Consider the following 25,446-nt stretch of genomic DNA (forward strand, 5'->3'; position numbering starts at 1 on the left):
ATGCTGTTCAGTTGTCACCGCGGTCGGCGCGACTGCGGTCGGCGGAGGCGAGAGGATTTGAACCTCCGGTCCCGTTTTAGCGAGACAACTCATTAGCAGTGAGTCCCATTCGGCCGCTCTGGCACGCCTCCTAGCGGAGTCCTTTCGAACTGCCGAAGCGAAAGATTACACACCGGCCGCCCACGGAAGCAAACCGCGCGGTCACCGTCCCGCAGCGGTTGTCGGATGAGTCGCCGAGCGGACCATCCGACAACCTCTGCGCGGCCGGGACCTACAGTTGACGGGTGAGCTTCCGCATCCGCCCAGACCTCGACGACCTGCCCGTCTACGTGCCCGGCAAGACGTTTCCGGACGCGGTCAAACTCGCCAGCAACGAGGTCACCCACCCGCCGCTCCCGTCGGTTCTCAAGGCGATCACGGCGGCGGCGGCCGGGGTGAACCGTTACCCCGACAACGGGATGGTCGAGTTGACCGACACCTTGGCCAAGGAGCTCGGCGTCGGTCGCGAGGAGATCCAGGTCGGGTGCGGGTCGGTGATCCTGTGCCAGAACCTGATCCTGGTGACCTGCCGCCCCGGCGACGAGGTGGTCTTCGGGTGGCGCTCCTTCGAGACGTACCCACTGGCGACCCGACTCGTCGGTGCGACAGCGGTGCAGGTGCCTCTGACCGGTGACGACGTCTACGACCTGGCGGCGATGGCCGATGCCGTCACCGACCGGACCCGGCTGATCTTCGTCTGCAATCCCAACAACCCGACCGGGACCGTGGTCACGGCGGCCGATCTGCGTGAGTTCCTGAACGCCGTTCCCGACGACGTCGTCGTCGCCCTCGACGAGGCCTACATCGAATACGCACGCTTCGACGACGAGCACGCCTACGACGCGCTCGAATTGCGCCGGGAGTTCCCGAATCTGGTGACGCTGCGGACGTTTTCGAAGGCATACGGCCTGGCCGGTCTGCGCGTCGGCTATGCGATCGCCGATCCGGAGATCATCACTGCGCTCGGCAAGGCCCATGTGCCGTTCTCGGTCAACAGCGTCGCCCAGGCGGCGGCCCTTGCATGTCTGGCGGCCCGGGACGAGTTGCTCGCGCGCACCGACGCGGTGGTGGCCGAACGGCGCCGCGTCACCGAACATCTCCGTGCCGCCGGTTACCGGGTCCCCGACTCACAGGCCAACTTCGTGTGGCTCGACCTCGCCGAGCGGTCCCTGGAATTCGCGCAGGCCGGCGTCGACGCCGGAGTCGTCGTGCGCCCGTTCGCCGACGACGGGGTACGGGTGACCGTCACCCACGCCGACGAGAACGATCGCTTCCTGGCCTTCGCGCGTGAATGGCAGCAGGCGCGGGAGCCCCACACGAACTGAACCGACGGCGGCCGATCACGAATACAGGTGCCGGGAAACCGTCTTCCACGCAGCGGGCAGATCCCGCTCCCAGTAGGCCCAGGTGTGCGTGCCGATCAACCGGAACCCGTCGGTGTAGGCGATGTCGTGAGCCCGCATCTGCACCGCGAACTCCAACGAGCAGCGGTAGGCGCCTGCCTCCAGCGCCGACGACGACGCGGTGACCGCGGCCGGTGGTCCCTCGTCGGGTTGGATCTTGCGCGTCAGATCCAGCGGCCCGATCGCGCCCGACCCGGCGGAGATGAAGATGTCCTTGCCGCGCAATGCGTCGAGATGGAAACCGGGATCGTGCGATTGCCAGCCCGCGGACCCGAACGGACCCCACATGTTGGTGGCGTCGCCGCCGTCCCGACCGACCGTGGTGCGCACATACGCCTCGTTGGCCGGGCCGGAGACCGGCGGGCAGCCACTCAGTGACGCCAGCCCCGAATAGAGTTCCGGATGCCGGATGGTCAGCGCGAACGCCGCCTGCCCACCCATCGACAGTCCGACGACCGCGTTGCGGCCGTTGCCGTGGAAGGTCGAGTCGATCAGCGGGGGCAGTTCCTTGGTGAGGAAGGTTTCCCACGTCGGCTTGCCGAGCTTGGGATCGGCGCGCTGCCAGTCGGTGTAGAAGCTGCCTGCGCCGCCGACCGGGAGGACGACGTTGACGTTCTTGTCGGCGAAGAACCGGCCCGCATGCCCTTTGGTGATCCAATCGCTGACGTCACCCTCGGCTCCGGCACCGTCGAGCAGGTAGATGGTCGGGCGGGGACCGCTCGACCCGGCAGGTGTCAACACGTTCAGCTTGATCCGCTGCTTCATCGACGGTGAGTCGACCCAGATGTCGGTGCGCAACTCGCCCAAGGGCTTCTTCGTCACGATGCGCGCCTCGACGCGGGGAGCGGCATCGGCAACCGCCGGGGCGAGAACACCCGCTGCGAGAGCGCCGACACCGAATACGGTCGCGATCGTTGCGGCCACACGTCTTACCATCATCTTCTGTCCCATCCCCCGTCACTGCACACCAGAAACAACATCACCGCTCAGAAACAACATCACCGCTCAGAAACAACATCACCGCTCAGAAACAACATCACCGCTCGTCGGACCGCGTCGGCACTCCCCAATGCACAACAACAGTCTGCTGGTGGAAGACTACTCGCGGGTAACAAGACAGTGAAGAGCACGACTCCATTTCACAGACAGCATTCAGGAGCGGACGACACGTGGGTGCCTCGAACATCGGCCGGAGTACAGCAGACACCGCAGCTCAAAGCGGTCTCGGCGCGGGCGAATTCGCCTTTGCCGCCGACGTACCGGTGCGCTGGTCCGACATGGATGCCTTCGGTCACATCAACCATGCGCGCATGGTGACGCTGATGGAGGAAGCCCGCATCGCATGGCTGCTGTCGGCCGGCGAGGAATACGCCCCGCTGATCAAGAGTGCGATGATCGTCCACGTCGAGATCCGCTACCAGAGTCAACTCCGCCACGACGACTCGCCGGTGCATATCGGCATGTGGATCAAGGGTTTTCGTTCCGTCGACTTCACGATCGGATACGAGATCCGCGGCGCGGATGCTGCAGCGACGAGCAAACCCGCATGTGTGGCGAGCACCCAGATGGCCGTCGTCGACATCGAGGCGCACTCCCTACGCCGGCTGACCGGCACGGAGAAAGAGCATTTGCGGGCCTGGTCCCGTTGACCGGAACGCGGTGCGGCGATCGATCACGACGGCTCGTACCTGGCCGGCAATTCCCGGGGTACCGCCGGCGACAGACGCGAAATGTTGCCTTGTAAGACATCTCGATAGATTCGCAGCTGCTCTTCCCCGCTGCGAACCTGCTCGGACAGCCGTTTCGCGTTGTCCATCGAGATCTCCCGATCACCCGAGCGCGCCACCAGTGCATCGATCCGATCGTCGATCGTCATGGCCTTGTTGTATTCGGCGAGGATGCGCAGTTCGGTCGCGGCCGACTCGACCACGTGCGCCACCTCCGACAGCGCCTGCACCCGATCGATCAGTTCCGACCACACCGGACGCAGCGTCGTCTCGCGCCGGTCGAGCTGCTCGGCGAAGGCCCGGTCGAAACCGCCGTTGCGTTTTGCCCGGTCCAGGTCGACGCGCACCGCGCGCAGCGCGATGACGTCGGTGGCGATCTCGGCGAGCTCGGAGTGCAGGTTCACCTGGGTGCGCTGGACGGCGAAGTGATCCGAACGCCACGCCGGATTCATCATGATCCGGTCGTAGTAGTGACCGGCGATGAACAGCAGTGCCTCGTATCCGTCGACGAAATTCGCCGACCCGGGCACCGCCGGGACCTGGGAATCGTGCGGGGTCGACGCCGAGATCTGACCGGCCCACTGCTCGACCTGCCGACTCCCCGACTTCGCCGCGACCTGACCGACGACGCCGGCAATACGTTCCACCGCAACGGTTCCGGCTCGGCGGACCGCTCGCATCGTGCCGACATTGGGCGTCGGGGTGCACAGCAACCCGGCGAACAGCCGCTCGCGCTCGTCCATCTCGAGGTAGACGTTCTCACGTCGTTCGCGGCGGATGGCGCGAGTGCTGCCGGCGAAGACACCTTTGCCGGTGACGATGGTCTTGTGCGCATCCTCACGACGGCGCACGAGCCCGTTCACCCGGTTGCGCATCATCGCGGCGAGGACGCCGGGCACCATCGGTCCCGACTGCTGTGCCTCGAGTTGAACGATCGCGCGCTGCAACCGGCGCATGTCCCCGAATCCGCCCGGCACCCTCGGCAGGGGCAGACCGGCCGAGACGCGACGGATGATGATGGCCCGTCCCGCCGGTGTCAGAAAGCCCGCGGCGACCAGAAGCGCGGCGACATCGGAGAGTTCCGGGCGTTCGCCCGGCACCGCCGAGCGATCGCACCACTGCCGGATCTCACCGCTGCCCGGTGCGCTGAAACGTGCGGCATCACCCCGGGATTCGCCGCCCCGGACTCTGTCATCGTCGATCATCTTCTCGCCTCTTCTGCCGCCCTGCCGTCATGCACCGATCGAGCACATACCCGTCGGGCACATATCCGTCGGGGTGCCGCATCCATGCTACCTGCGGGAACCGACCGTCCCGGGTGTCCGCGCACGCCACAGCGGCGAGGTCACGCGGTGTAGCGCCCACGCCAAGACGACGCTGACGGCTGCGGTCAGGACGAACGCGATGACGACGTTGCCGGTGAAGACGCGGTAACCGAGAACCGCCATCACCACCTCCAGAACGACGACGTGCACGCAAAACAGTTCATAGGAGATCTCGCCGACGAAGACCATCGGCCGGCTGCCGCACAGCCGCGCCCACCACGAGCTCTGGTCGGCGCCGGTCAGCGGGCCGACCACACCGACCGCGATCACCAGATACAGCACGTGTTTGACGATCGTCGCCGACGCGGTGGTCGGGGTGATCGTCGGTTCCCCGGCGAGCGCGCCACCGGCGACGACGAACGCCACCACCGCCGTGAGCACCCAGGCCGTGGCGTTCCAGCGCCGGATCACCGGGGCGCAGGCGGCAAGCAGCATTCCGCCGACGAACCATCCGAAGAAGGCGGGCGCCCAGAGCCGGGCCGTCGGATCGACCCCGGCGCTGCCCGCGACGATCACCGACCAGACGGGGCTGATCAGCAGCAACGGGACCAGTGCCGCAATGATCAGGTCGGGTCGCCAGCCGCCGGCGCGACCACCGAATCTGGCCACCCCGACGACCACGATCCAGGCGATCAGCGGCAGCACCAGGTAGAACACCGCCTCGGCGGCCAGGCTCCACATCTGGGTCAGCCCCGAGTGCAGGTGTCCCAGCCCGTACACCTGCGTCAGCGTCATGTTCCGCCAGAACCCCGACCACCCGGTCCCGGTCGGCGACACCTCTCCGGCCGGCGGGGCGATCGCGTAGAGCAGGTACACGCCGATGACGGTGATCCAGTAGACAGGCAGAACGCGGCGCGCACGGTGCCAGAAGTACCGGCCGATCGGCGGCGTCGTCGAGCCTTCCCCGGCATCTGCCGTTCGCCCCGACCCACGCTGCGCTGCGCGCACCCACGGTGAGAACAGCAGAAACCCGGAGAGCACAAAGAAGATGGCGACCCCGACCTCGAACCTCGCGAAGAGCCGGCCACCGTAGTCGTCGGTGTAGCGGCCGGTCCAGAATGCGGCGTGGGTCAGGCACACCGAGAGCGCGGCCACCGCGCGCACACCGGTGAGCGAGGGAACTCGGGACGCCATGGACCGATCCTGCCAGTCGCGCTGCCGTCGGAGTCCGGACAGGTGGCACGATGAAGCCATGGCGGGCACACCCTGGTCCGGGCACGGCGAGGTCGTCCGCGGGCAGATCTGGAAAGACGGGCACAAGGTCGACGGCTTCTCGCTCGAGAGCATCTCCGACCATCTCGACAGTCCCGACACCTTGATCTGGGCCGACCTCGACTGCCCGGCGCACGAGGATCTGGCCGCACTCGCCGAGGAACTCGATCTCGACAGCTTCGCCATCGAGGACACCATCGGCGCGGCCGAACGCGTGAAGACCGTCAACTACCGCGACTACAACTTCATGACGGTCTACGCGATCACCCCCACGAAGACCGGGGCCGGCTCCGACGCGGATGCCGGCGGGACACTGCCCGCCGGAGCCCGGGATTCCGGCCCGGACTCCGACACCGCCCCTCACGACAACGAACGCCTCGATCAGCACTCGCCGTTTTCCCACAAAGCCAAATCGTTTGTGCTCCATCGAATTTCGATTTTCGTCAAGAAGAACGCGCTGATCACGGTCCGCTTGACACCGGGATTCGACATCGACCAGGTGGTCGACCGGTGGGCGGAGATCGGCGGCGAGCAATACGGGATCGGCGCGTTGCTGCACGGTCTGCTCGACGTGGTGGTCGACGGTCACTTCGACGCGGTGCAGCGCCTCGACACCGACATCGAGGATCTCGAGGAGCTGCTGTTCGACGAGTCGGTCAGCGGACGAACGTTGCAGCGCAAGGCCTATGACCTCCGCAAGGATCTGGTGCTGCTGCGGCGGGTCGTCGTCCCGATGCGTGAGGTGATCGCCGGGATCCAACGGCGCCGCTACGAGAACGAGGCCCCGCCCGAGCTCGACCCGCACTTCTCCGACCTCTACGACCACGCGCTGCGCGCCGCCGAATGGACCGAATCGTTGCGGGACATGCTGACCACGGTGTTCGAGACCAACTTGTCGCTGGCCGACGCGCGCCTCAACACCGTGATGAAAAAGCTCACCGGTTGGGCCGCGATCATCGCCGTGCCCACCGCCATCACCGGCTTCTACGGACAGAACCTGCAGTTCCCGTTCTTCCAGACCACGGTCGGCTTCGCCATCAGCAGCACGGTGATCGTGGTCGCCATCGTCGCCCTGTACGTGATGTTCCGACGTCGCGACTGGCTCTGAGGCCACGGCCCGCTTGAGGAGTCCGGTCAGTACGACTGGCGCGCGGTCTGCGGATCCCCGTAGGTGATCGCACGCTCTCGGCGGGTGTCGGTCAGAAGCGTTGCCGCCCAGGTCACCAGCGTGCCGGTCCGGTTGCGGACCCCGGCGAGGAAAGCGATGTGGATGGCGCCCCACGCGAACCAGCCCAACCGTCCCGACAGTCGCAGCGGCCCGGTCTCGAGGATGGCGTTCTTTCGGGAGATGTATGCGGCACTGCCGAAATCGCGGTAGCGGAAGGCGGGTCGTTCGGTGCTGCCCTCGATCAACCCGGCGATCACCTCACCGGCATGACGGCCACCTTGCATCGCGACCTCCGCGACCCCCGGCAACTTCTTGTACGAGCTGATGTCACCGACGACGAAGATCTCGGGATGTCCGGGAACCGACAGGTCGTCGCCGACCGGGATGGTGCCGCCGCGATCCTGTTTCACGTCGAGTGCCTTGGCGAGCGCTCCCGCGAACGGAACGGCCTCCACACCGGTGGTCCACAACGTGGTCCGCGCCGGGAACCTGCGCACATGACCGGACTTCTTGTCCGTGATCTCGACGGTGTCTTCGGAGACGTCGGTGACGTGCACCCCGAAATACGTCTCGACCCCGAGGCGGTGCAGCGTCCGCAGTGCCTTCTTCGACAGCGACGGACTGAACGACGGCAGTACGCGGTCGTCACCTTGGAACAGCATCACCCGCGCCTCGTCGGGATCGATGCTGCGGAACTCCCGCTCGAGCGCATGATGCGCCAATTCGCGGATCTGACCGGCCAATTCGACGCCAGTGGGGCCGCCTCCGGCCACCGCGAAGCTCAACCACGGGCGCCGTTGCTCGGCGTCGGGCAGGGTTTCGGCCATCTCGAATGCGGCCATCACCTTGCGCCGGATCGCCAGCGCATCGTCGAGGGTCTTCATCCCGACGGTGTGCTCGGTCAGGTTCTCGTTGCCGTGATAGGAGGTGCGCATCCCGACCGCGACGACGAGGTAGTCGTAGTCGATCTCCGTCACCGTCGAGTCCAGGCGGGTGACCGTCACCTTCCGGGCCGTCGGGTCGATGTCGGTGGCCTCGGCGCAGCACACGTCGGCGTTGTCCTGGCGGCGCAGCAGATGCCGGATCGGGCTGCTGATCGAGCCTTCCGACAACAGGCCGGTGGCGCACTGGTACAGCAGCGGCTGGAACAGATGACTCGTCCCGCGGTCGATGACCGTCACCTTCGCGTCCGCGTGCCGCAGACGACGCGCCGCATGCATGCCGCCGAAGCCGGCACCGATGATGACCACGTGCGGCCGGTTATCCCGGCCGGTTTCGGACGCATCCATGACGCCGATTGTGGCAGAAACGACAGCGCGGCGAGCGCGCGTCAGCGTGTCGGCGGTGTCGCCGACGTCGCAGCCAGGGTCACCGCGCCGGTCACGGCGGTCACCGCGACCACCGATGGCCATCCGCCCATCTTCTTGGCCAGCGGGTGCGAGATCCCGAACGCGGCGAGATAGGTGCCGAGGAGTCCGGCGGCCACGGCGGGACCGCGGGAAGCAGCCCATTGCCGGGTCGAGTACACGCCGGCGGCGGTGAGGACCGCGCCCCCGAGTTCGCGCCGACCCGAGACGCGAAAGCTGCCATAGCCCCCGATCAGACCGACGACGACAGCGGGCACAGTGCGATCAATGGGCATGGGCGTCAGCCTAATACCGCGTGCGACACCCGCCGGACGCGCATATCCGATGCGGTTGCCCATTGCGGGCGCGGATGACTCGGGCGGCGGGCGAGATGATGAGGCCGGAATAGGCCTCGCCATGCGCGGCGTTGACGGGCACCGAACACCCAACAACGCAACCGCGGCCACGGTGTGACCACGGCACAGGAGGCATCAGATGCGAATCGGAATCATCGGAGCAGGTCACATCGGCGGGACGCTGACTCGTCGGCTTCGCGAACTCGGGCATGACGTGGCGGTGTCCAATTCACGTTCTCCGGAAACTCTCGCCGGTCTGGCGGCCGAGACCGGCGCGACTGCGGTGTGGGCCAAGGACGCCGCGCGTGACGCCGACCTGGTCATCGTGAGCATTCCGCAGAAGAACGTTCCGGACCTCGGCGACGGAATCGTCGATGGCCGCGCTCCGGGCGCACCAGTGATCGAGACGAACAACTACTATCCGCAGCAGCGTGACGGCGAGATCGCGGCCATCGAGGACGGCCTGCCCGAAAGTGCCTGGGTTGCCGAACTGATCGGGGCCCCGGTCTACAAGGTGTTCAACGGCATCTATTGGAAGCATCTCCTCGAGAGCGGAACTCCCGCCGGCTCTCCCGGCCGGATCGCACTTCCGATCGCCGGCGCCGACGGTCCCGGCCGCGAACGGGTGCACGCGATCGTTGATGAGCTCGGATTCGACCCCGTCGACGCCGGTTCGATCGACGAATCGTGGCGGCAACAGCCAGGAACCCCGGTGTACGGCAAAGACTTCGATGCCGATGCCACCCGCGCTGCACTTGCCCAGGCGACACCAGAACGCACGTCCGAGTGGTCTGCGCGAACGGTCTGACGTTCATCCAGACGACCATCTCCGCACGTCCCGGCCAGATCTCCGACATCTGGCCGGGTTCGGTGCTCAACGCGAAACACGCACCGGCCGGGCGGCCGACGAATGACGGCGAGCCCATGGACAACAACGTCGTCGCCGACGCGCCCACCGAAGCCGCCTTGATACACCCGGCATTCGACGCCTGCCGCGCAGCGTTGCGCCATGCCGGTGTGAACGTGACCGCTCAGCCGCACGCCATTGGTGCACCAGTGGGTGGAGTCCTTCGTGCGCGGTTGACGGCCGCCGCCGTGGGCGTCCGGCCGATCAGCCGTCGAGGGAGTCGAGGAACTCGTCGACCCGCGGCCACGTCTCGCGCGCCGCGACGTCGCCGGCGATCAGACCGAGGTGACTGGTCTCGACGGTGGTGAAGTGCACGTGCGGCGAGTCGGCGAACAGCTCGACCCCGTGCCGCGCGGCCTGCCAACTCGTGATCGCGTCGCGGTGACTGCCGAAGAGCTGGATCGGCACGCCGATCGCGGTCAGATCGACGCTGCGTCCGTCGAAGTCCACCACGCCCGTGGCGAGCTCGCCGCGGTAGACGAAGTTCTCCCACATCTGCCGCGACACCTCGCCGGCGTAGCCCGGCATGCTGTTCTGGAATCGGTCGATGACCTGCATTCGCGCGAGCGCCTCGGTGTCGTGCGCGTTGCGCATGATGTAGCCCGGCTTCTTCAGTTCACGCTGCCACGCGGTGCCCCGGTACGCGATGCGGACCAGCGGCGCGGGGATACCGCCGAGGGCACGGATCGCGGCGGTGACCGGTGTGCCGCCCAGTGGCTTCATCACCTTCTTGACCAGCGGATACAGCGGGAGGGCGTCGTAGTCGAGGGGTGTGCCGATCGCGGTGATCGACCGGATCGGCAGGTCGGGATGGGCGGCAGCGGTCAACAGGGCGATGGTTCCGCCGAGACTCCACGCGACCACGTCGACCGGTGCGTCGCCGACCCCTTCCGTGCTCTCGCCATGGTGAGCGTCGCCGTAGAAATCCCCGACGACCCGGCCGATCGCCTGCGGGACGATGTCGTCGAAGTAGTCGCCGAAACCCATGTCCTTGTCGGCGCGGGTGACCTCACCGAAGTCCACCACATACGGCACCCGGCCGGACGCGAGGAGGCCGGCGACCACCGACTGGCCGGGACCGAGGTCGTAGCAGCGCGCCGACACCGCCAGCGGCGGAACCAGGAGCACCGGCGGCCGGCCGGCGGCGCGCGCCGTCGCGAGGTCCTCATCGGTCCCGTAGCGGCGCAATTCGCGGTGCGGGCCGGAGTGGATCACAGTGTGCGGCGTCTGGGCATCCGGGCTCACCTGATGCCCGCGTGCCAGGCGCAGCACCAGCCGGGCGCCGTCGACCCGTGACACCGATTCCGTTCGTGGCCGGACAGAAGTGTTCGACATGAGCCGCAAATCTACGCGAGGCCGCCGCGGCGAATATAACTGGCAGCTATGGCGACGGCCGAGACGATAATCGTCTCGGCCGTCGCCATAGCCGCATTCCATATTCGGTTGCGGGCATAATCACCCCGGTGACCTCATCGCATCGTGCGGAACGGGTTGCCGTCGTCGGCACCCTCAACCTCGATCAGGTGGTGCGTGTCGATCGCCTCCCGGCAGATGGTGAGACCGTGCTGGGCGTGGGCCAGTCCGAGCGGTCGGGCGGCAAGGGCGCCAATCAGGCCGCGGCGGCCGCGGCGGTAGCACCCACCGCGCTGATCGGGGCGGTCGGCGAGGATTCGGCCGGCACCGCGATGCTCGATGATCAGCGCGCCGCGGGAGTGAACGTCGAAGGCGTCCGCCAGGTTCCGGGGCTCAGCGGCCGCGCGGTCATCGAGGTCGACGCCGAGGGCGCCAACCGCATCGTCGTGCTGTCCGGTGCGAATGCGGAGCTGACCGCCGAGCACGTGACCTCATCGCTCGACGCGCTTGCCCCCGACGTGGTGGTGACCCAACTGGAGTCGCCGATCGCGGTGACCCGGGCGACCGCGCAGTGGTGCCGTGCGCACGACACACGCCTCGTACTCAACCCCAGTCCGATTGCACCGCTGGATGACTCGATCCTCGCGGTCGCCGACCCGCTGGTGGTCAACGAGGTCGAGGCCGCGTACTACGGCGGCGGGTCCGACGATCCCGCCGCCGGAACACCTGACTCCTCGGCGGCGGACCTCGGCACCCGATGCCGGTCCGTCGTCGTGACCCTGGGCGGTGCCGGCGTTCTCGTCTCGGATGACGCGAGCGTGACGCGAATCGACGTCCGGCGCGTCCACGCCACCGACACCACCGGTGCCGGAGATGTCTTCGCCGGCACCTTGGCGGCCCACCTCGCCACCGGCGTCGACCTGCGTGCCGCGGCCCAGTACGCAGCCACCGCCGCAACCGATTTCGTCACCACACATCGTGGATAGTTTCGAGACGTTACGCCGCAGTCGTCAGCCGTCGCGACCCAGGCGGTCGGCGGGCCGGAACGGTTCCGGAACAGCCCCGGCCGCAACGCAATCCGCGAGGGTCTCGCCCAGTACCGGCGCATGCTTGAACAGGTTGTGGCCGGCCAGCAGGTAGGAGTTCCCGGACTGCCAGATCGCGACCCCATCCTCGCCCCAGGGCAATTGGGTGACCCAGCAGTGGACGATCCCGATCGGGTCCTGCGCGAGACCCGGTAGTGCCCGGGACACATAGGCGTCGGCATTGGTGGCAGAGGCGGCCAGCGCATCGACGTCGTCGATCGCACCGTCGTCGTGCGCGCTCACCGAATCCGACAGACCCAGCCCGAATGCGGACCGATCCGGATAGGCAGCCGCGTAAACGCCTGCGGTGCCGAAGAATCCGCTGCTGTCCTGCAGGGTGGGCAGCCGCTCGGGAGCCTCGCGCAGTGCGTACGACACACGCACGTGCGCTCCGAGTTCTACTGGAATGGCCACCGACAGCGCGCGGGCGAGGGCGGCGGTTCCGCGCCCGGCGCACACCACCAGCGCTCCGTGCGTGGATACCGTTGTCGGCGTGCGCACCTCGACGCCACCAGCGTGATCGCGCACCGTGATGACCTGTTCGTCGACCAACCGGTCCCCGACCACGCCGGCGAGTTGTTCGATCGCCGTGCGGGTGGCGATCGATCCGCCGCCTGGATCGAAGACCGCCCCACCGTCGTAGGGCGCGAGAATCGGTAGCAGCGAACGCAATTCGTCACCGTCGACGAGCCGTGCCCCGATCTCGGGGTGATCTTCCAGGTGGGGGAGGCGCCGGACCGCGCTCGGTCCGAGCGCCAGCCCACCGTCCTCGCTGACCAGGCGCACACCCCACGCGTCCTCCCACTCCCGCCATTGCCGGCGTGCCCGCACGGCCAGGCCCACCAGGCGCGGATCGTCGTGCGCGTGCCGGAAGATCCGCGACTGCCCGGCGGACTGCCCCAGGCCGGGCCGCCCCGACTCGTACACGGTGACCGATGCGCCACGGGCCAGCAGCGCGTGCGCGGCGGACAGTCCGACGATGCCCGCACCGATGATCGCCACATCCGAGGTGTTGGTCATGGTCCCAACCGTACAAGCGGGGCCGGTTACGGCCGGCCGGTTTGCCGACGTGGCCGGCGGGGTACCCGACGGTCCGGGGGGCGAGCACCGACCTGAAAGGAATATCAACCATGGCTGACGAACTCAACGGAATCACCGTCGCTTTTCTCGTTGCGCCCGAGGGAATCGAGCAGGTGGAGCTCACCGAACCGTGGCGCGCCGTCGAGGAGGTGGGCGGCACCCCGCGGCTCGTGTCCACGCAGAGCGGCAAGGTGCAGGCCTACAATCATCTCGACAAAGCCGACACCTTCGACGTCGACGCCACCACCGACACCGTGACTCCCGATGACTTCGACGCGCTGGTGCTGCCCGGCGGGGTGGCCAACCCGGACTATCTGCGGACCGTCGAATCCGCGGTCGACTTCGCCAAGGGATTCTTCGACGCGGGCAAGCCGGTGGCCGTGATCTGTCACGGTCCGTGGACTCTCGTCGAGGCCGACGTCGTCCGCGGGCGCACGATCACGTCGTGGCCGAGCCTGAAGACCGACCTCACCAACGCCGGGGCCAAGTGGGTCGATCAGGAGGTCGTCGTGTGCCGCGAGGGCCCCAACGTCCTCGTCAGCAGCCGCAAGCCCGACGATCTGGCGGCGTTCAACTCCGCGCTCGTCACCGAGTTCGGTCGCACGACCGCCAACGCCTGACACTCCCCATCCCGACGCCTGGCCCCGGATTCCGGGGCCAGGCGTTCGCTTGTATATCGATTCGCAGACGTCCGGGCGCCATCGGGTGACCGATACGTCCGAACTGCGCTTCAATGAGCACGCAGCGTCGTCGCATGTGGCGACGACCACGGCCGGAAGACGGCGACGATGGCCCCCGATGTCAGCGGCAACCAAGCACCCAAACGCACGCTGCGCGTCGCCCTGGCGATGCGCGGCGGGGTCAGCATGGCTGTATGGATCGGCGGGGTGATCGCGGAGCTCGACCTGCTGCGCCGTGCAGCAGATCTCGGCGCCACCGACCCCGGCAACGCCGACCCCGGCGACAGCGATTCTCGACGGGCCGCGATCTACCGGGAGCTGCTCGCCGGGACCGAGTACAGCGACGTCGAGTTCGACATCCTGGCCGGCGCGAGCGCGGGCGGACTCAACGCGGTTCTGTTCGCTCTGGCGCAGAGCTACGGCGTGGTCACCGACTCGATCGTGCGCACCACCTGGGAGCGCGACGGCGGTCTCTGGGATCTGCTGCGCACCCCCGATCCCGACCACGAGTCCGACGACCATCAGCGGTCCGGGTTCAGCGCTGTCGACTCCGTGCTCTCCGGGGACGGACGGTTCCTCACATTGGCCCGCAACGCCGTCGACGAGATCGCCGCGAGCGACCGGACCTCCCCGGGCAGCCCGCCCCAGTCGTTGAGCGTCGAGCTGGCGGCCACGCTCCTGCCCGATCCGGACAAGCAGGTCACCACCGCACAGGGCGGCTTCTCCTTCAGCCGTCGTCCGGGTGGTCTGCGGTCGGCCTACACCACCATCCCCGGGCGCGGCGACCACGACGGGGCCGGAAGGACCGCCCGCGCCCGGATGGCGCTCGCGATCCGGTCGACGTCCTCGTTTCCCGGTGCCTTCGAGCCGTCGACGGTGTACTCGTGCGCCGACCCAGCATCACCGTCAACGGACACCCATCCCGACATGCACCGGGTGTTCCCATTCGCGCGCGGCACCGAAACCACCTGCGGTGACCCGTTTCTCGTCATCGACGGCGGGGTCTTCGACAACATCCCCATCGACCGCGCGATCCGCGCCATCCAGCGCGCCCCCGCCTCCCAACCGACCGAACGCGTCTTGGTCTACCTCGACCCGCAACCACCGGCACAACCGGACCCCATTCCCCGGCAACCGAGCGACGAGCGCGCCAAAGCGCGGAAACTGACCAAGCAGACCGCGCAGCTCACGCGGTGGACCAACGTCATCCGGACCGGCATGGCGATGAAGCGCCGCGAGGAATCCGCCGAGGACGAGATCGCCATCATCCGCGCGCACAACGAGAGCGTCCTCGAACTCCGCGGGCGCGCCGACGCGCTGGCCGCATGGTTGAGCAGTGCCGCCGCCCTCCCCTGCGTCGGCATCGACCGGTACATCCAGTGCCGAACCGGCAGCGACGCAGAGCATTTCGGCCAGGTCCTGACCGCCCCGCACACCATGCTCTTCAATCCGCCGTTCGGCGCGCAGCCACACACACCGGTCGAGCCGCTCGTCAGTATCGGCATCAAGGCCGCCATCGATCAGGCGTACCGGGCTATCACCCCCCGGCCACCCGGGTCGGCGCCGGTCGCCGACGGGTCGCCGGAGATGCTCGCGCAGGCAGCCATGACGTGTGGCGATGCGACCGCCGCACTCGACGCGACGCAGTTCCTCATCTCGTGGACCCGAACCCTCGAAGCCGCGGGCGTCACCACCCTCGGCGAGGTCAAGCGCTGCCTATATCGCTGCGGCGCAGTACTTCTGCAGGCCCGGCACCTGACCGTCGACACCGGACTCGCCGCGGCCGCCGGGCGGCCCGAGGATTCGGCCGCCGGGCGGCCCGAGGACTGGGCCACCGCTCTCGTCGACGGCACTGCCGCGCAGTGGCAGTTGCGGATCACCGATTGCGTGAATCAGTCGCTGGCAGTGGGTAATTCGCTCGACGACGCACAATTCTACGAGACTCTCTCACCGGGCCGGGCAACCGCGTCCGCGGTCGGCGAGACAGCCGGCGACGGGGTCGGAGCAGAAACCGGGGACCGCACCATCGGACTGCTGCCCGCGATCTGGACCCATCTCGACGAGCACCTCACATGCCTCGTCGCCGCCCGGCAGACACCGGGCTCCTGCCCCGAGGGGGATCAGCAGGCCTGGAACGAGTCACTCTACTTCGGCCTGCACCAGCATCTTTCGCGGTCCGCCTCTCATTCTGCCTACGACATCGTGCGCCTTGTCACGGCCTCCGGCGTTCCCGGTAGCCAGTCGAACATCCGCTTCTACCAGATCACCGGCGACGAATCGCCCGCTATCGGCGACGGCTACACCGCCGAACTCCGCGACACGGCCATCGCCACACAGCTGCAGGACTGGCTCACACACGACACAGCCATCGACCTGATCGACCCGGACCAGTTGTCGGCGTGGATGTCTCGTGTCGAGCGGCTCGGCCGTGCCGAGGACAAGCTCTGCGGAACACCGCTGGCGCGTTTCGGCGGCTTCCTGGACTGGCGTTGGCGGGCCAGCGACTGGCGCTGGGGGCGGATGGATGCCGCGTCGGGAATCGTGAAGTTGCTCAGCGATCGGGAATCCCGAGCCGATGCCGCCGACGTACCCGCCGAGCAGATCGCGGAGAAGATCCGCGGACTTCAACAGCTCATCGCCGACGAGGACGCCGACGCACACGCCGTCCCCGTTCACGGCCTCGGCGCGCTCACCGCACTCGGCCCGTCGTACCGGGTGGGCTTGGTGTCGCGGACGTCGAGCCTGGTCGTACGGGCGTTGCAGCCGGCGTCGATTCATCCGAGCCCGGTCAAGAAGTCGGCGCTCATCGTCGGCGTTGCGCTCTTGCGGGTCATCCCGGTCCTGCTCGGCCTGATCGCCGACCCGGTGCGGCTGCTGACCGCATTGGCCGCGACGTTGCTGGCTTCGCTTGTGCTACCCGGAGATTCGGGTACCGGCCCGGTTCCTTGGTATACGTTTGCCGGAATCATGATGGCGCTCGGCGTGGTGTTGCTCATCCGTGCCTGGGCCGCCCGGTCGAAGTGGCGGGCCTTCAAACGCCGGTTCTGCGATGCGGTGGCGGCGGCGCAGCAGGAGACGGGGCCCCGGCCGGCGCAACTGCCCGACTGGAGTGCCCACGTCGACGCTGCCGGGGACCGCTCGTCTCGACGCTGCCGCGCGGCGGCCGGTTTCGGCGGCATCTGCGTGGCCGCCGGTGTGATCGGGACCATCCTGACGCATGCGCGGCTGCTCACGAGATTCCAGATCGAGCCGATGCTCATCTGTTTCGCACTGGTCGTCGGTGTCGCACTCACGCTCGCACTCGCGTGCACCAAAGTCGTTCCCACACGGCGGGACACCGGGCACGGCCATTCCGTGTGGGCTCGGATAGCGCCGCATGCGACCGCAGCCACGGCCGTCGCCATCGCGTTCGTCGCCGCAATCATCGTCCTGGCGTTCTGGGACGATCCGGCGCCATCGACCGGACTCACCTACACCGGTGCGGTCGCGGCCGTCCTCACCGCCGTCCTCGTCGTCTGCTCACTGGGCGGATGGTCGTCGGCCGTCCAGATCGGGATCCATGCGCCGGCCGCAGCCGTCGTCGCCGGGGCACTCTCGGCCGTCGTCGACAATTACGTCGGCGGCGATTGGGCGCAGGCCCTGACGGTCCTCGTCCCGGTCGCCGTGTGGTGGCTCTATCTCGCGGTGTTCCTCGGCAATGTCACCCCACGGTCGTCCAAGGCGATGGGATTGCTGCCGCCGGAGGCGACACGAGGATCAGTTGTCCCGCGCGTCGAGAGTCGCGGCGACATCGGCCGGGAAGCCACCGGTGGCGACCGGGCCCCACGCTGAGGGCGTGATGCGGATCAGCGACTTGTTCTGCAGCGCCATAGCCTCGCGGTATTCCTGCCAATCGGGGTGCTCACCGGAGATCGCCCGGAAGTAGTCGACCAGGCCGTCTTCGGCGTCGGGCATGTCGAAGACCTCGGCGGTCCCGTCGACCTGCACCCACGGTCCATTCCACTCGTCGGACACCACGCAGACACCGACCTGCGGTCGGCGCTTGGCGTTGATGGTCTTCGCACGCCCGGGATAGGTGGCGATCACGATGCGCCCGGCCTCGTCGACGCCGCCGGTGACCGGCGAGAGCTGCGGAGCACCCGAGGATTTCGTGGTCAGCAGCAGCATCCGGTGCCGGGGGCGGAGGAATTCGATCAGCTGGGCCTTCTCGACGTCGGTGGCCGTGGCGATGGTTCTGGGCATGTCCCCACCGTAGGAGACCGCACCGCGACCGTCGCGCCTCCCGGCGCTCCGACGCGCCGCCACAATCACGCAGGCCCACCGATGAGCCGCAGTAACGCTTTATGGTGTGGAGACCATCGACCGAAGGAGAGACCGACATGTCCGATTCTCCTACTGTGACGCCGTTACCGCCGTCCCCCGGCCTGCGCGAATTGACGGTGCGCGGCATCATTCTCGGCGGCGCGATCACCTTGGTGTTCACCGCGGCGAATGTATATCTGGGCCTCAAGGTGGGTTTGACGTTCGCGACTGCGATCCCGGCCGCGGTCATCTCGATGGCGATCCTGCGGTTCTTCGCCAACCATTCGATCATCGAGAACAACATCGTGCAGACCATCGCCTCGGCGGCGGGCACACTCTCGGCGATCATCTTCGTGCTCCCGGGCCTGGTGATGATCGGCTGGTGGAGCGGCTTCCCGTACTGGATCACCGTCGGGGTGTGTGCGGTCGGCGGCATCCTCGGCGTGATGTATTCCATCCCGTTGCGCCGCGCCCTGGTCACCGGATCGGATCTGCCTTACCCGGAAGGTGTTGCGGCAGCGGAGGTCCTGAAGGTCGGCGAGACCTCGGAAGGCGCGGAGGGCAACCGCGCGGGCCTGCTCGCGATCATCATCGGTTCGGTCGGTGCCGCGCTCTTCGCACTGCTGACCAAGATGCGCATCTTCACCGACGCGGTCACGGCGGTGTACCGGATCGGCAGTGGCGGCAGTTTGTTCGGTGCGAGCCTGTCGCTGGCCCTCATCGGCGTCGGGCACCTCGTCGGACTCACCGTCGGCATCGCGATGCTCGTGGGACTCGTCATCTCCTACCTGGTCCTCATGCCGATCTATTCGTGGGGCGATTTCACCGCATCCACCGGGGCGATCGGTGATGTGATCGACACCGTCTTCTCCTCGGACGTCCGGCTCATCGGCGCGGGCACCATCGCGATCGCCGCCGTGTGGACCCTCGTCAAGATCCTGCGGCCGGTCATCACCGGAATCTCCGGCGCACTCACCTCGGCGCGCTCGCGACGGGCGGGCGTCACCGTCGACATCACCGAACGCGATATCCCGATCGCCTACGTGGGCGCCGCTGTCATCGCGCTGCTCATCCCGATCGGATTGCTGCTCTGGGACTTCGTCGAGACGGCCGCGTCCGGGTCCTCTGCGACGCCGCTCGCCGGCTCGGCGGGCGGCATCATCACCGTGACGATCGTCTTCGTCGTCGTCATCGGATTGGTGATCGCCGCCGTCTGCGGCTACATGGCCGGGCTGATCGGATCGTCGAACAGCCCCATCTCTGGTGTCGGTGTGCTGGCCGTGATCATCGCCGCGGTGGTCATCAAGGTCGTCTACGGCACGGCCACCGGCGATCAGACCGACGCGCTGATCGCCTACACCCTTTTCGCAACGGCGATCGTCTTCGGCGTCGCCACCATCTCCAACGACAACCTCCAAGACCTCAAGACCGGTCAACTGGTCGGCGCCACCCCGTGGAAGCAGCAGGTCGCGCTCATCATCGGCGTGCTGTTCGGGTCGGCGATCATCCCGCCGATCCTCGGTCTGATGAACTCCTCCTTCGGTTTTGCCGGCACCCCCGGCGCGGGGAGCGACGCGCTGTCGGCGCCGCAGGCCCAACTGCTCTCCACCCTGGCCAAAGGTGTGCTGGGCGGGTCCCTGGATTGGGGGCTGCTCGGCATCGGCGCACTGATCGGCGTCGGCGTCATCGTCGTCGACGAGGTACTCGGCAAGACCACCGGCCGGTTGCGGTTGCCGCCGCTGGCCGTCGGGATGGGGATGTATCTGCCGATGTCGCTGACCCTGATCATCCCGTTCGGTGCGATCGCCGGGGTGATCTACAACAAGTGGGCGGTCCGCTCGGGCGGCAACGTCGAGCAGAAGAAGCGGATCGGGGTCCTCATGGCCACCGGCCTCATCGTCGGGGAGAGCCTGTTCGGCGTTGTCTTCGCCGCCGTCGTGGCTGCCACCGGCAACGACAGCGCGCTCGCCGTCGTCGGCGACGGCTTCGCCGACTACGCCCAGTGGCTGGGCATCGTGTTCTTCGTCCTGATAGTCGTCGGGTTGTACAAGTGGGCCCAGCGCATCGCTTCTCCCACTCCCACTGCCCCCACGCCCAAACGCTGACCCGGCCGTCAGGCCCGGCGCACGTCACCGACGACGGCAGCCTCGAGTAGCGCGAGGATGCGCGCGCCCCAACCGTCGTCGAGCCGGCCGTAGGTGAGCGTGTGCAAAATCGCTGCACCGCCCAGCATTTCGATCAGGATGGCCGGGTCGACGCCATCTCGGATCTCGCCGCGGGTCCGGGCCGCTTCGAGGCGCTGCGCCACGCCGCCGAAGACGTTCGCGAAGCCGTCGAGCACCCGCTGGTGCACGACCGGGTCGGCGGCCATGTCGGCGATCAGGCCCGGTAGCGCGGCCCGGGTGACCGGACTGCCGAAGACCTCGCACACCTCGTCGACCATCTGGGCGAGGTCCGCCGCGAGCGGTCCGGTCTGCGGCACCAGGGTGGTGAAGCGGCCGAAGGTGGCGTCGTGGATCAGATGGGGTTTGGATTCCCAGCGCCGATAGATCGCCGTCTTGGTGGTGCCGGCCCGCTGCGCCACCCATGCGACCGTCACTCCGGCATATCCGGCCTCCACCAACAATGCGCGGACCGCACCGATCACTGCGGTGTCGATGCCGCCGTCGCGCGGCCGTCCCACGGTTTTTCGGATTCTGCTGCGGGCGGGCAGATCGTCTGCTGTCATAACGCTACTGAGCGTAGCGTAATAACGGAGAGGCCGCCCATGGTCGAGACTGCACCCACCGACGATCGCCCCACCGGTCCCACCACCCCGGTGGTCGAGGCCCACGTCGATCCACTACAGCGATCGGCGCGCGACACATCCACGGTCCCAACGGTTCTCGCGGACTGGATCACGGCACACGAGGACAATTCCCGCGGCCGCCCCGGATTGCGGATCGACGCCGGTATCGACGCCAACGGGATGTCGTCGGAAACGATCATGGTCGACGCGAACTGGGCCGACGGCCGAGCGCCGGCCGACGAGCGGTGGGTCATGCGCATGGCCCCCCGGCCCGAGGACATCCCCGTCTTCGACACCTACCGCCTCGACCATCAATACAAGACGATGCGCACCGCGGCGCAGGCCACCGGGCTACCGATCCCGCGGGTGCGGTGGCTCGAACCGACCGGCAGCGTCCTCGGATCCCCGTTCTTCCTCATGGATCGCGTCGAGGGTCTCGTCCCACCCGACGTCATGCCCTACACCTTCGGCGACAACTGGCTCTTCGACGCGAGTCCCGAACAGCAACGCGCCCTGCAGGATTCCAGCATCGAACTCGTCGCACGTCTGCACGCGATCCCCGACGCCCCGGGCACGTTCGGATACCTCCGGGAGGGCCGGCCGGCCGGCGACTCCGATCTACGCAGTCAGCTCGCGTGGCTGTCGCAGTGGTACCGGTCGTCGGCGGCCGCGATCGGCTCCTCGCCGCTGGTCGATCATGCGCTGCGCTGGCTGGACGAGAATTTTCCGACCGAGGCGGCGGCCGGCGAGTCGGTGCTGACCTGGGGTGACGCCCGGATCGGCAACGTGATCTATCAAGATTTCATGCCCGCGGCGATCCTCGACTGGGAGATGGCGACCATCGGCCCGCGAGAACTCGACGTCTCGTGGATGATCTTCGCGCATCAGGTCTTTCAGGAGCTGTGCGGATTGGCCGGACTGCCGGGGATGCCCGAGTTCCTGCGCGAGGACGACGTGCGCGCCACCTATCGCGAACTGACCGGCGTCGAACTCGGTGACCTGCGCTGGTTCTCGGTGTTCGCGGGCGTCGTCTGGTGCTGCGTCTTCATGCGCGCCGGCGCCCGTCGCGTGCACTTCGGCGAGATCCCCCGGCCCGCCGACGTCGACGCCGAGCTGTTCTATCACCGCACACTCCTCGAACGACTCCTCACGGAAGGACCGTAATGCTCGGCCCCACAGACGAATTCCCGGTCCACCAGACCGCCGCGCCCATCGCGTGGCCGGGCACCTCCGACCGCAACTTCTACGACCGATCGTATTTCAACGCCCACGACCGCACCGGCGAGATCTTCGTCATCACCGGCATCGGCTACTACCCCAACCTCGGGGTCAAGGATGCGTTCGTCCTCGTCAACCGCGGCGGCACCACACACACCGCGGTCCATCTGTCGGATGCCATCGACAACGATCGGCTCCACCAGCATGTCGGTGGCTACCGGGTCGAGGTGAGCGAACCACTGCGCTCACTCCGGATCACATTGGACGAGATCGACGGTATCGCCGCCGACCTGAGTTTCACCGGACTGTTCGACGCGCTGCAGGAGATGCCGCATGTGATGCGCACCGGGCAGCGGATCACGTTGGACGCCCAGCGTTTTGCGCAGCTCGGCAGTTGGCAGGGACATCTGGTGATCGACGGCGAGGAGATCGCCGTCGATCCCGCAACCTGGATCGGGTCGCGGGACCGCTCGTGGGGTATCCGACCGGTCGGCGAGCCGGAACCCGCGGGGCGGCCGGCCGATCCGCCATTCGAGGGAATGTGGTGGACCTACATCCCGATGGCGTTCGACGATTTCCAACTCGTGCTCATCGTGCAGGAGGCCCCGGACGGGTTCCGCTCCCTCAACGATTGCAGCCGCGTCTGGAAGGACGGTCGCGTGGAGCAGCTGGGCTGGCCACGCATCGCGGTGGACTACCGGTCGGGCACCCGGATTCCCACCGGCGCGTCCATCGACATGACCGACGCCACCGGCGGCCCACTACATCTCGACGTCAGCTCGCTGCTGGCCGCACCGATCCACGTGGGCGGTGGCTATGGCGGCGATCCCGACTGGACGCACGGACTGTGGAAGGGCGCGGACTTCACCGAGCGACGCACCTACGATCTCGCCGATCCCGCTGTCGCCGGCCGTATCCCGTTCGGGGTGATCGATCACGTCGGCCGGGCGGTTCTGCGAGAAGCCGACGGCACCACCCGCGAGGGATGGGGACTGTTCGAACACGGTGCGCTCGGCCGCCACGATCCGTCCGGCTTCGCCGACTGGCTCTCGGTCGCGCCGTAGTCGCGGATATCGCTCAGGTGAATGCGCCCACCGCGAAACCGACGAGAAGCACTGCGGTTCCGCCGATCTCGCCCACGATGAGAGCGATCATCGAGGTGCGTAGCCCGGACGTCGGATGGGCGAACTGGTTGGTGGTGTCGCGGCGGAATCCGTGTTCGATGTAGGTGAGGATGGCTCCGACGAAGAACACGATCGGGACTCCGGCGGCCACGAGGTTCAGCCACGCCGGCCACGCACTGAACTGCACGAGCGCCGCCAGCAGAGCCGTCGCGAACGAGTACATCAGGGCGGCGCGGTGGGCGATGTCGACGTACGGATGCGCGAGATGATCCGATGCGGTCATCATCTGGCGGTACTTCCACACCCCCAGTACGAGTGCGAGCAGAAAGATCAGTCCCGCGACGAACAGGACGACCGCGGCGTCGAGATTCATCGCGTCACCGATCGGGCGGTTCGTTCGTGAACACCTGGCAGCATGCGATCATCGTCGCATGCGCGATCGGCTCCGCACCGGCACCCTGACGCGGCGGGGACTTCTCGTCGACGTCGGCGCCGCGGTCGTCTTCGGCGCCGTCGCCATCCCGGTCCACCTCGTCCAGTCCGGCGCGGCGACCGCCGCCGCGGTCCTGGTGACCCTCGCACTCGCCCTGCGGCGGGTGGCACCCAGCGCGATGATCGCGCTCACGCTGGCCTCGGCCGTCGTGCAGGTCGCCGCCGACCAGGTCGCGGTGCTGGCCGCACTGGCATACTTTCCGCTGTTCGCCACCGTCGGCGGGCATCCCGATCGGCGCGTGCGGTTCGGCTCCCTGGCGGTGGCCGTCGTCGGGAGTGTGCTCGCCGGCTGGGAGTTCCCACGCGCATATGCCGACGCGGCCGGAAAGCCGATCGCCATTGCCGTCTTCGGATTCGCCGGCGCCGCGGTCGTGGTCATCGGCGGCTGGGCCTTCGGCTTCATCCGCCACCAGCGGCGCATCGTCGCTCAGGTGGCGGTGGCCGAGACCGTCGCCGAGCTCGAACGGCGACGCCTGCTCGACCTGTACGACGAACAGACCGAACGCACCCGGCTCGCGCGCGACATGCACGACGTGGTGGCGCACTCGCTGACCGTGGTCGTCGCGCAGGCCGAGGGCGCCCGGCTGCGTATGGACGCCGACCCGGCGGCCGCACGGGATGCGTTGGGTGTCATCGCCGGCACCGCACGTGAGGCGCTCGGCGACGTCCGCACCCTTCTCGAGCAGTTGCGCAGCGAGGACGCGTCGTCGGTGTCGCGGTCGGATCGGGCCGGCATCTTCGAGCGGATGCGCGGCGCCGGGATGACCATCGACAGCCGCGAGACCGGCAGTGCGGCTGACGCCGATCCCCTGATCGCGCGTGTCGCCGACCAGGTGCTGGGCGAGGCGTTGACCAACGCCCTCAAGTACGGTGATCTCGCCCGTCCCGTCGTCGTCCGGCTGGACTGGACCACGGGATGCCGGATCTCCGTGTGGAATGCCTTGTCGGACAACCCGTTGGCTCCTGGCGGTGCCGGACACGGACTGGCCGGCCTCGCCGAACGTGCCGCGCAGGTCGGCGGACGGCTCCGCAGCACCGGCGACAGCGACGGCGGCTGGCTGGTCGAATTGGACGTTCCCGCAGCCCAGGAGGTGCGCACCCGATGATCCGCATCGCGCTCGTCGACGATCAGCCGTTGTTCCGTGGTGGTATCGCGATGATCGTCGAGAGCCAGTCCGACATGATCGTGGTGGCCCAGGAATCCTCGGCGATCGGACTGGCCGGAGTCGCGGCCACCACCCGGCCCGACATCGTCCTGATGGACGTGCGGATGCCGGGCATCGACGGCATCACGGCCACCGGTGACCTGCTCGCCGAACTCGGTGACGCGGCACCGAAGGTGTTGGTGTTGACCACCTTCGACACCGACGAGGCGGCCGCGTCGGCGATCGCCGCCGGTGCGAGCGGCTTCGTCCTCAAGGATGCGCAGCCAGAGTTCCTGCTCGCCGCGATCCGCGCGGTGTGCGACGGCAGCCAGGTGGTCGCCGCGTCGGCGACCCGGCGGCTCTTCGAGACACATCGGCCCCGGGCCGGCGAACCCGGGCCCGAATATCAACAGCTGACCCCACGTGAACGCGAGATCCTCCTGCGCGCCGCACGCGGACTGTCGAATGCCGAGATCGCCGCCGCCGAGGTGCTGTCGGAGGCCACCGTCAAGACCCACATCTCCCGGATTCTCACCAAACTGGCGCTGCGCGACCGGGTTCAGCTGGTCGTCTACGCCTACGACCACGGACTGGTCTGACCGAATCCGGCCCGGCCCGGTACATCCACGGATGTAGTGGCCTGCACCTCGGGACGGACCGAAGTCGGTCACCGCGACCGACGACCGGCGCCGTCGC

22 protein-coding genes and 1 tRNA gene are annotated in these 25,446 nt (G+C 67.9%); 12 read left to right on the forward strand and 11 right to left on the reverse strand.

Annotated features, from left to right (window positions below; all coding sequences use genetic code 11):
• Window positions 1-42: 42 nt before the first annotated feature.
• Window positions 43-131: transfer RNA gene (locus ACPXB3_RS04240), tRNA-Ser, on the reverse strand.
• Window positions 132-284: 153 nt separating this feature from the next.
• On the opposite strand from ACPXB3_RS04240, the gene hisC reads away from it, so the two are divergent.
• Window positions 285-1,364, forward strand: coding sequence for a histidinol-phosphate transaminase (gene hisC, locus ACPXB3_RS04245; protein WP_425726604.1), 1,080 nt, complete (start codon window positions 285-287; stop codon window positions 1,362-1,364).
• Window positions 1,365-1,379: 15 nt separating this feature from the next.
• Here the strand turns inward: hisC and ACPXB3_RS04250 are convergent, their stop codons facing one another.
• Window positions 1,380-2,378: an alpha/beta hydrolase gene (locus ACPXB3_RS04250; RefSeq protein WP_425706158.1), complete on the reverse strand. Its 999-nt coding sequence runs from the start codon at window positions 2,376-2,378 to the stop codon at window positions 1,380-1,382.
• A gap of 248 nt (window positions 2,379-2,626) precedes the next feature.
• Between ACPXB3_RS04250 and ACPXB3_RS04255 the strand changes: the two genes are divergently transcribed.
• Window positions 2,627-3,091: an acyl-CoA thioesterase gene (locus ACPXB3_RS04255; protein WP_425706159.1), complete on the forward strand. Its 465-nt coding sequence runs from the start codon at window positions 2,627-2,629 to the stop codon at window positions 3,089-3,091.
• Window positions 3,092-3,114: 23 nt separating this feature from the next.
• On the opposite strand, the gene ACPXB3_RS04260 is transcribed toward ACPXB3_RS04255, so the two are convergent.
• Together ACPXB3_RS04260 and ACPXB3_RS04265 are read right to left on the reverse strand one after the other, a co-directional pair.
• Window positions 3,115-4,374: a hypothetical protein gene (locus ACPXB3_RS04260; protein ID WP_425706118.1), complete on the reverse strand. Its 1,260-nt coding sequence runs from the start codon at window positions 4,372-4,374 to the stop codon at window positions 3,115-3,117.
• 87 nt (window positions 4,375-4,461) lie between these two features.
• Window positions 4,462-5,628 (reverse strand): acyltransferase family protein, encoded by a 1,167-nt coding sequence (locus ACPXB3_RS04265; protein ID WP_425726606.1) that lies wholly within the window; start codon window positions 5,626-5,628, stop codon window positions 4,462-4,464.
• Between the two features lie 58 nt (window positions 5,629-5,686).
• Between ACPXB3_RS04265 and ACPXB3_RS04270 the strand changes: the two genes are divergently transcribed.
• Complete coding sequence (locus tag ACPXB3_RS04270; RefSeq protein ID WP_425706120.1) at window positions 5,687-6,814, forward strand: magnesium transporter CorA family protein; 1,128 nt, start codon at window positions 5,687-5,689, stop codon at window positions 6,812-6,814.
• A gap of 26 nt (window positions 6,815-6,840) precedes the next feature.
• Here ACPXB3_RS04270 and ACPXB3_RS04275 read toward each other — a convergent pair whose 3' ends face one another.
• Both ACPXB3_RS04275 and ACPXB3_RS04280 read right to left on the reverse strand, forming a co-directional pair.
• On the reverse strand, window positions 6,841-8,163 hold the full coding sequence (locus tag ACPXB3_RS04275) for an NAD(P)/FAD-dependent oxidoreductase (RefSeq protein WP_425706121.1): 1,323 nt from the start codon (window positions 8,161-8,163) through the stop codon (window positions 6,841-6,843).
• Window positions 8,164-8,204: 41 nt separating this feature from the next.
• Entirely contained in the window at window positions 8,205-8,516 is a 312-nt protein-coding gene (locus tag ACPXB3_RS04280; protein ID WP_425706122.1) for a hypothetical protein, read from the reverse strand.
• A 199-nt stretch (window positions 8,517-8,715) separates the two neighbouring features.
• Between ACPXB3_RS04280 and ACPXB3_RS04285 the strand changes: the two genes are divergently transcribed.
• A complete protein-coding gene (locus ACPXB3_RS04285; RefSeq protein ID WP_425706123.1) occupies window positions 8,716-9,384 on the forward strand; it encodes an NADPH-dependent F420 reductase in 669 nt (222 codons plus the stop codon).
• A 303-nt stretch (window positions 9,385-9,687) separates the two neighbouring features.
• Here ACPXB3_RS04285 and ACPXB3_RS04290 read toward each other — a convergent pair whose 3' ends face one another.
• Window positions 9,688-10,782, reverse strand: coding sequence for an alpha/beta hydrolase (locus ACPXB3_RS04290; RefSeq protein ID WP_425726904.1), 1,095 nt, complete (start codon window positions 10,780-10,782; stop codon window positions 9,688-9,690).
• A gap of 164 nt (window positions 10,783-10,946) precedes the next feature.
• Here ACPXB3_RS04290 and ACPXB3_RS04295 point away from each other — a divergent pair, with 164 nt between their 5' ends.
• Window positions 10,947-11,822, forward strand: a complete 876-nt coding sequence (locus ACPXB3_RS04295) for a ribokinase (protein ID WP_425726608.1) — start codon at window positions 10,947-10,949, stop codon at window positions 11,820-11,822.
• Window positions 11,823-11,846: 24 nt separating this feature from the next.
• On the opposite strand, the gene ACPXB3_RS04300 is transcribed toward ACPXB3_RS04295, so the two are convergent.
• Window positions 11,847-12,941, reverse strand: coding sequence for an NAD(P)/FAD-dependent oxidoreductase (locus ACPXB3_RS04300; RefSeq protein WP_425726610.1), 1,095 nt, complete (start codon window positions 12,939-12,941; stop codon window positions 11,847-11,849).
• A 110-nt stretch (window positions 12,942-13,051) separates the two neighbouring features.
• Between ACPXB3_RS04300 and ACPXB3_RS04305 the strand changes: the two genes are divergently transcribed.
• Window positions 13,052-13,621 (forward strand): type 1 glutamine amidotransferase domain-containing protein, encoded by a 570-nt coding sequence (locus tag ACPXB3_RS04305; RefSeq protein ID WP_425726612.1) that lies wholly within the window; start codon window positions 13,052-13,054, stop codon window positions 13,619-13,621.
• Window positions 13,622-13,789: 168 nt separating this feature from the next.
• Window positions 13,790-17,512, forward strand: a complete 3,723-nt coding sequence (locus ACPXB3_RS04310) for a DUF3376 domain-containing protein (RefSeq protein WP_425726614.1) — start codon at window positions 13,790-13,792, stop codon at window positions 17,510-17,512.
• On the opposite strand, the gene ACPXB3_RS04315 is transcribed toward ACPXB3_RS04310, so the two are convergent.
• Window positions 17,438-17,923, reverse strand: a complete 486-nt coding sequence (locus ACPXB3_RS04315) for a PPOX class F420-dependent oxidoreductase (RefSeq protein ID WP_425706128.1) — start codon at window positions 17,921-17,923, stop codon at window positions 17,438-17,440. The genes ACPXB3_RS04310 and ACPXB3_RS04315 overlap by 75 nt on opposite strands.
• A 137-nt stretch (window positions 17,924-18,060) precedes the next feature.
• Here ACPXB3_RS04315 and ACPXB3_RS04320 point away from each other — a divergent pair, with 137 nt between their 5' ends.
• Window positions 18,061-20,088 (forward strand): OPT family oligopeptide transporter, encoded by a 2,028-nt coding sequence (locus tag ACPXB3_RS04320; protein ID WP_425706129.1) that lies wholly within the window; start codon window positions 18,061-18,063, stop codon window positions 20,086-20,088.
• 8 nt (window positions 20,089-20,096) lie between these two features.
• Here the strand turns inward: ACPXB3_RS04320 and ACPXB3_RS04325 are convergent, their stop codons facing one another.
• A complete protein-coding gene (locus tag ACPXB3_RS04325) occupies window positions 20,097-20,711 on the reverse strand; it encodes a TetR/AcrR family transcriptional regulator (protein WP_425726616.1) in 615 nt (204 codons plus the stop codon).
• Between the two features lie 39 nt (window positions 20,712-20,750).
• Here ACPXB3_RS04325 and ACPXB3_RS04330 point away from each other — a divergent pair, with 39 nt between their 5' ends.
• Window positions 20,751-21,935: a phosphotransferase family protein gene (locus tag ACPXB3_RS04330; protein ID WP_425726619.1), complete on the forward strand. Its 1,185-nt coding sequence runs from the start codon at window positions 20,751-20,753 to the stop codon at window positions 21,933-21,935.
• Window positions 21,935-23,053, forward strand: coding sequence for a hypothetical protein (locus tag ACPXB3_RS04335; RefSeq protein WP_425726621.1), 1,119 nt, complete (start codon window positions 21,935-21,937; stop codon window positions 23,051-23,053). The genes ACPXB3_RS04330 and ACPXB3_RS04335 overlap by 1 nt, the downstream gene beginning before the upstream one ends.
• A gap of 13 nt (window positions 23,054-23,066) precedes the next feature.
• On the opposite strand, the gene ACPXB3_RS04340 is transcribed toward ACPXB3_RS04335, so the two are convergent.
• Window positions 23,067-23,486, reverse strand: a complete 420-nt coding sequence (locus ACPXB3_RS04340; protein WP_425726623.1) for a hypothetical protein — start codon at window positions 23,484-23,486, stop codon at window positions 23,067-23,069.
• A 58-nt stretch (window positions 23,487-23,544) separates the two neighbouring features.
• Here ACPXB3_RS04340 and ACPXB3_RS04345 point away from each other — a divergent pair, with 58 nt between their 5' ends.
• A complete protein-coding gene (locus ACPXB3_RS04345) occupies window positions 23,545-24,711 on the forward strand; it encodes a sensor histidine kinase (protein WP_425706134.1) in 1,167 nt (388 codons plus the stop codon).
• Window positions 24,708-25,349, forward strand: coding sequence for a response regulator (locus ACPXB3_RS04350; protein WP_425706135.1), 642 nt, complete (start codon window positions 24,708-24,710; stop codon window positions 25,347-25,349). Before ACPXB3_RS04345 ends, ACPXB3_RS04350 begins: the two co-directional genes overlap by 4 nt.
• The last annotated feature ends 97 nt before the right edge of the window (window positions 25,350-25,446 follow it).

Source organism: Gordonia sp. DT219 (assembly GCF_049847065.1).
Classification (GTDB): domain Bacteria; phylum Actinomycetota; class Actinomycetes; order Mycobacteriales; family Mycobacteriaceae; genus Gordonia.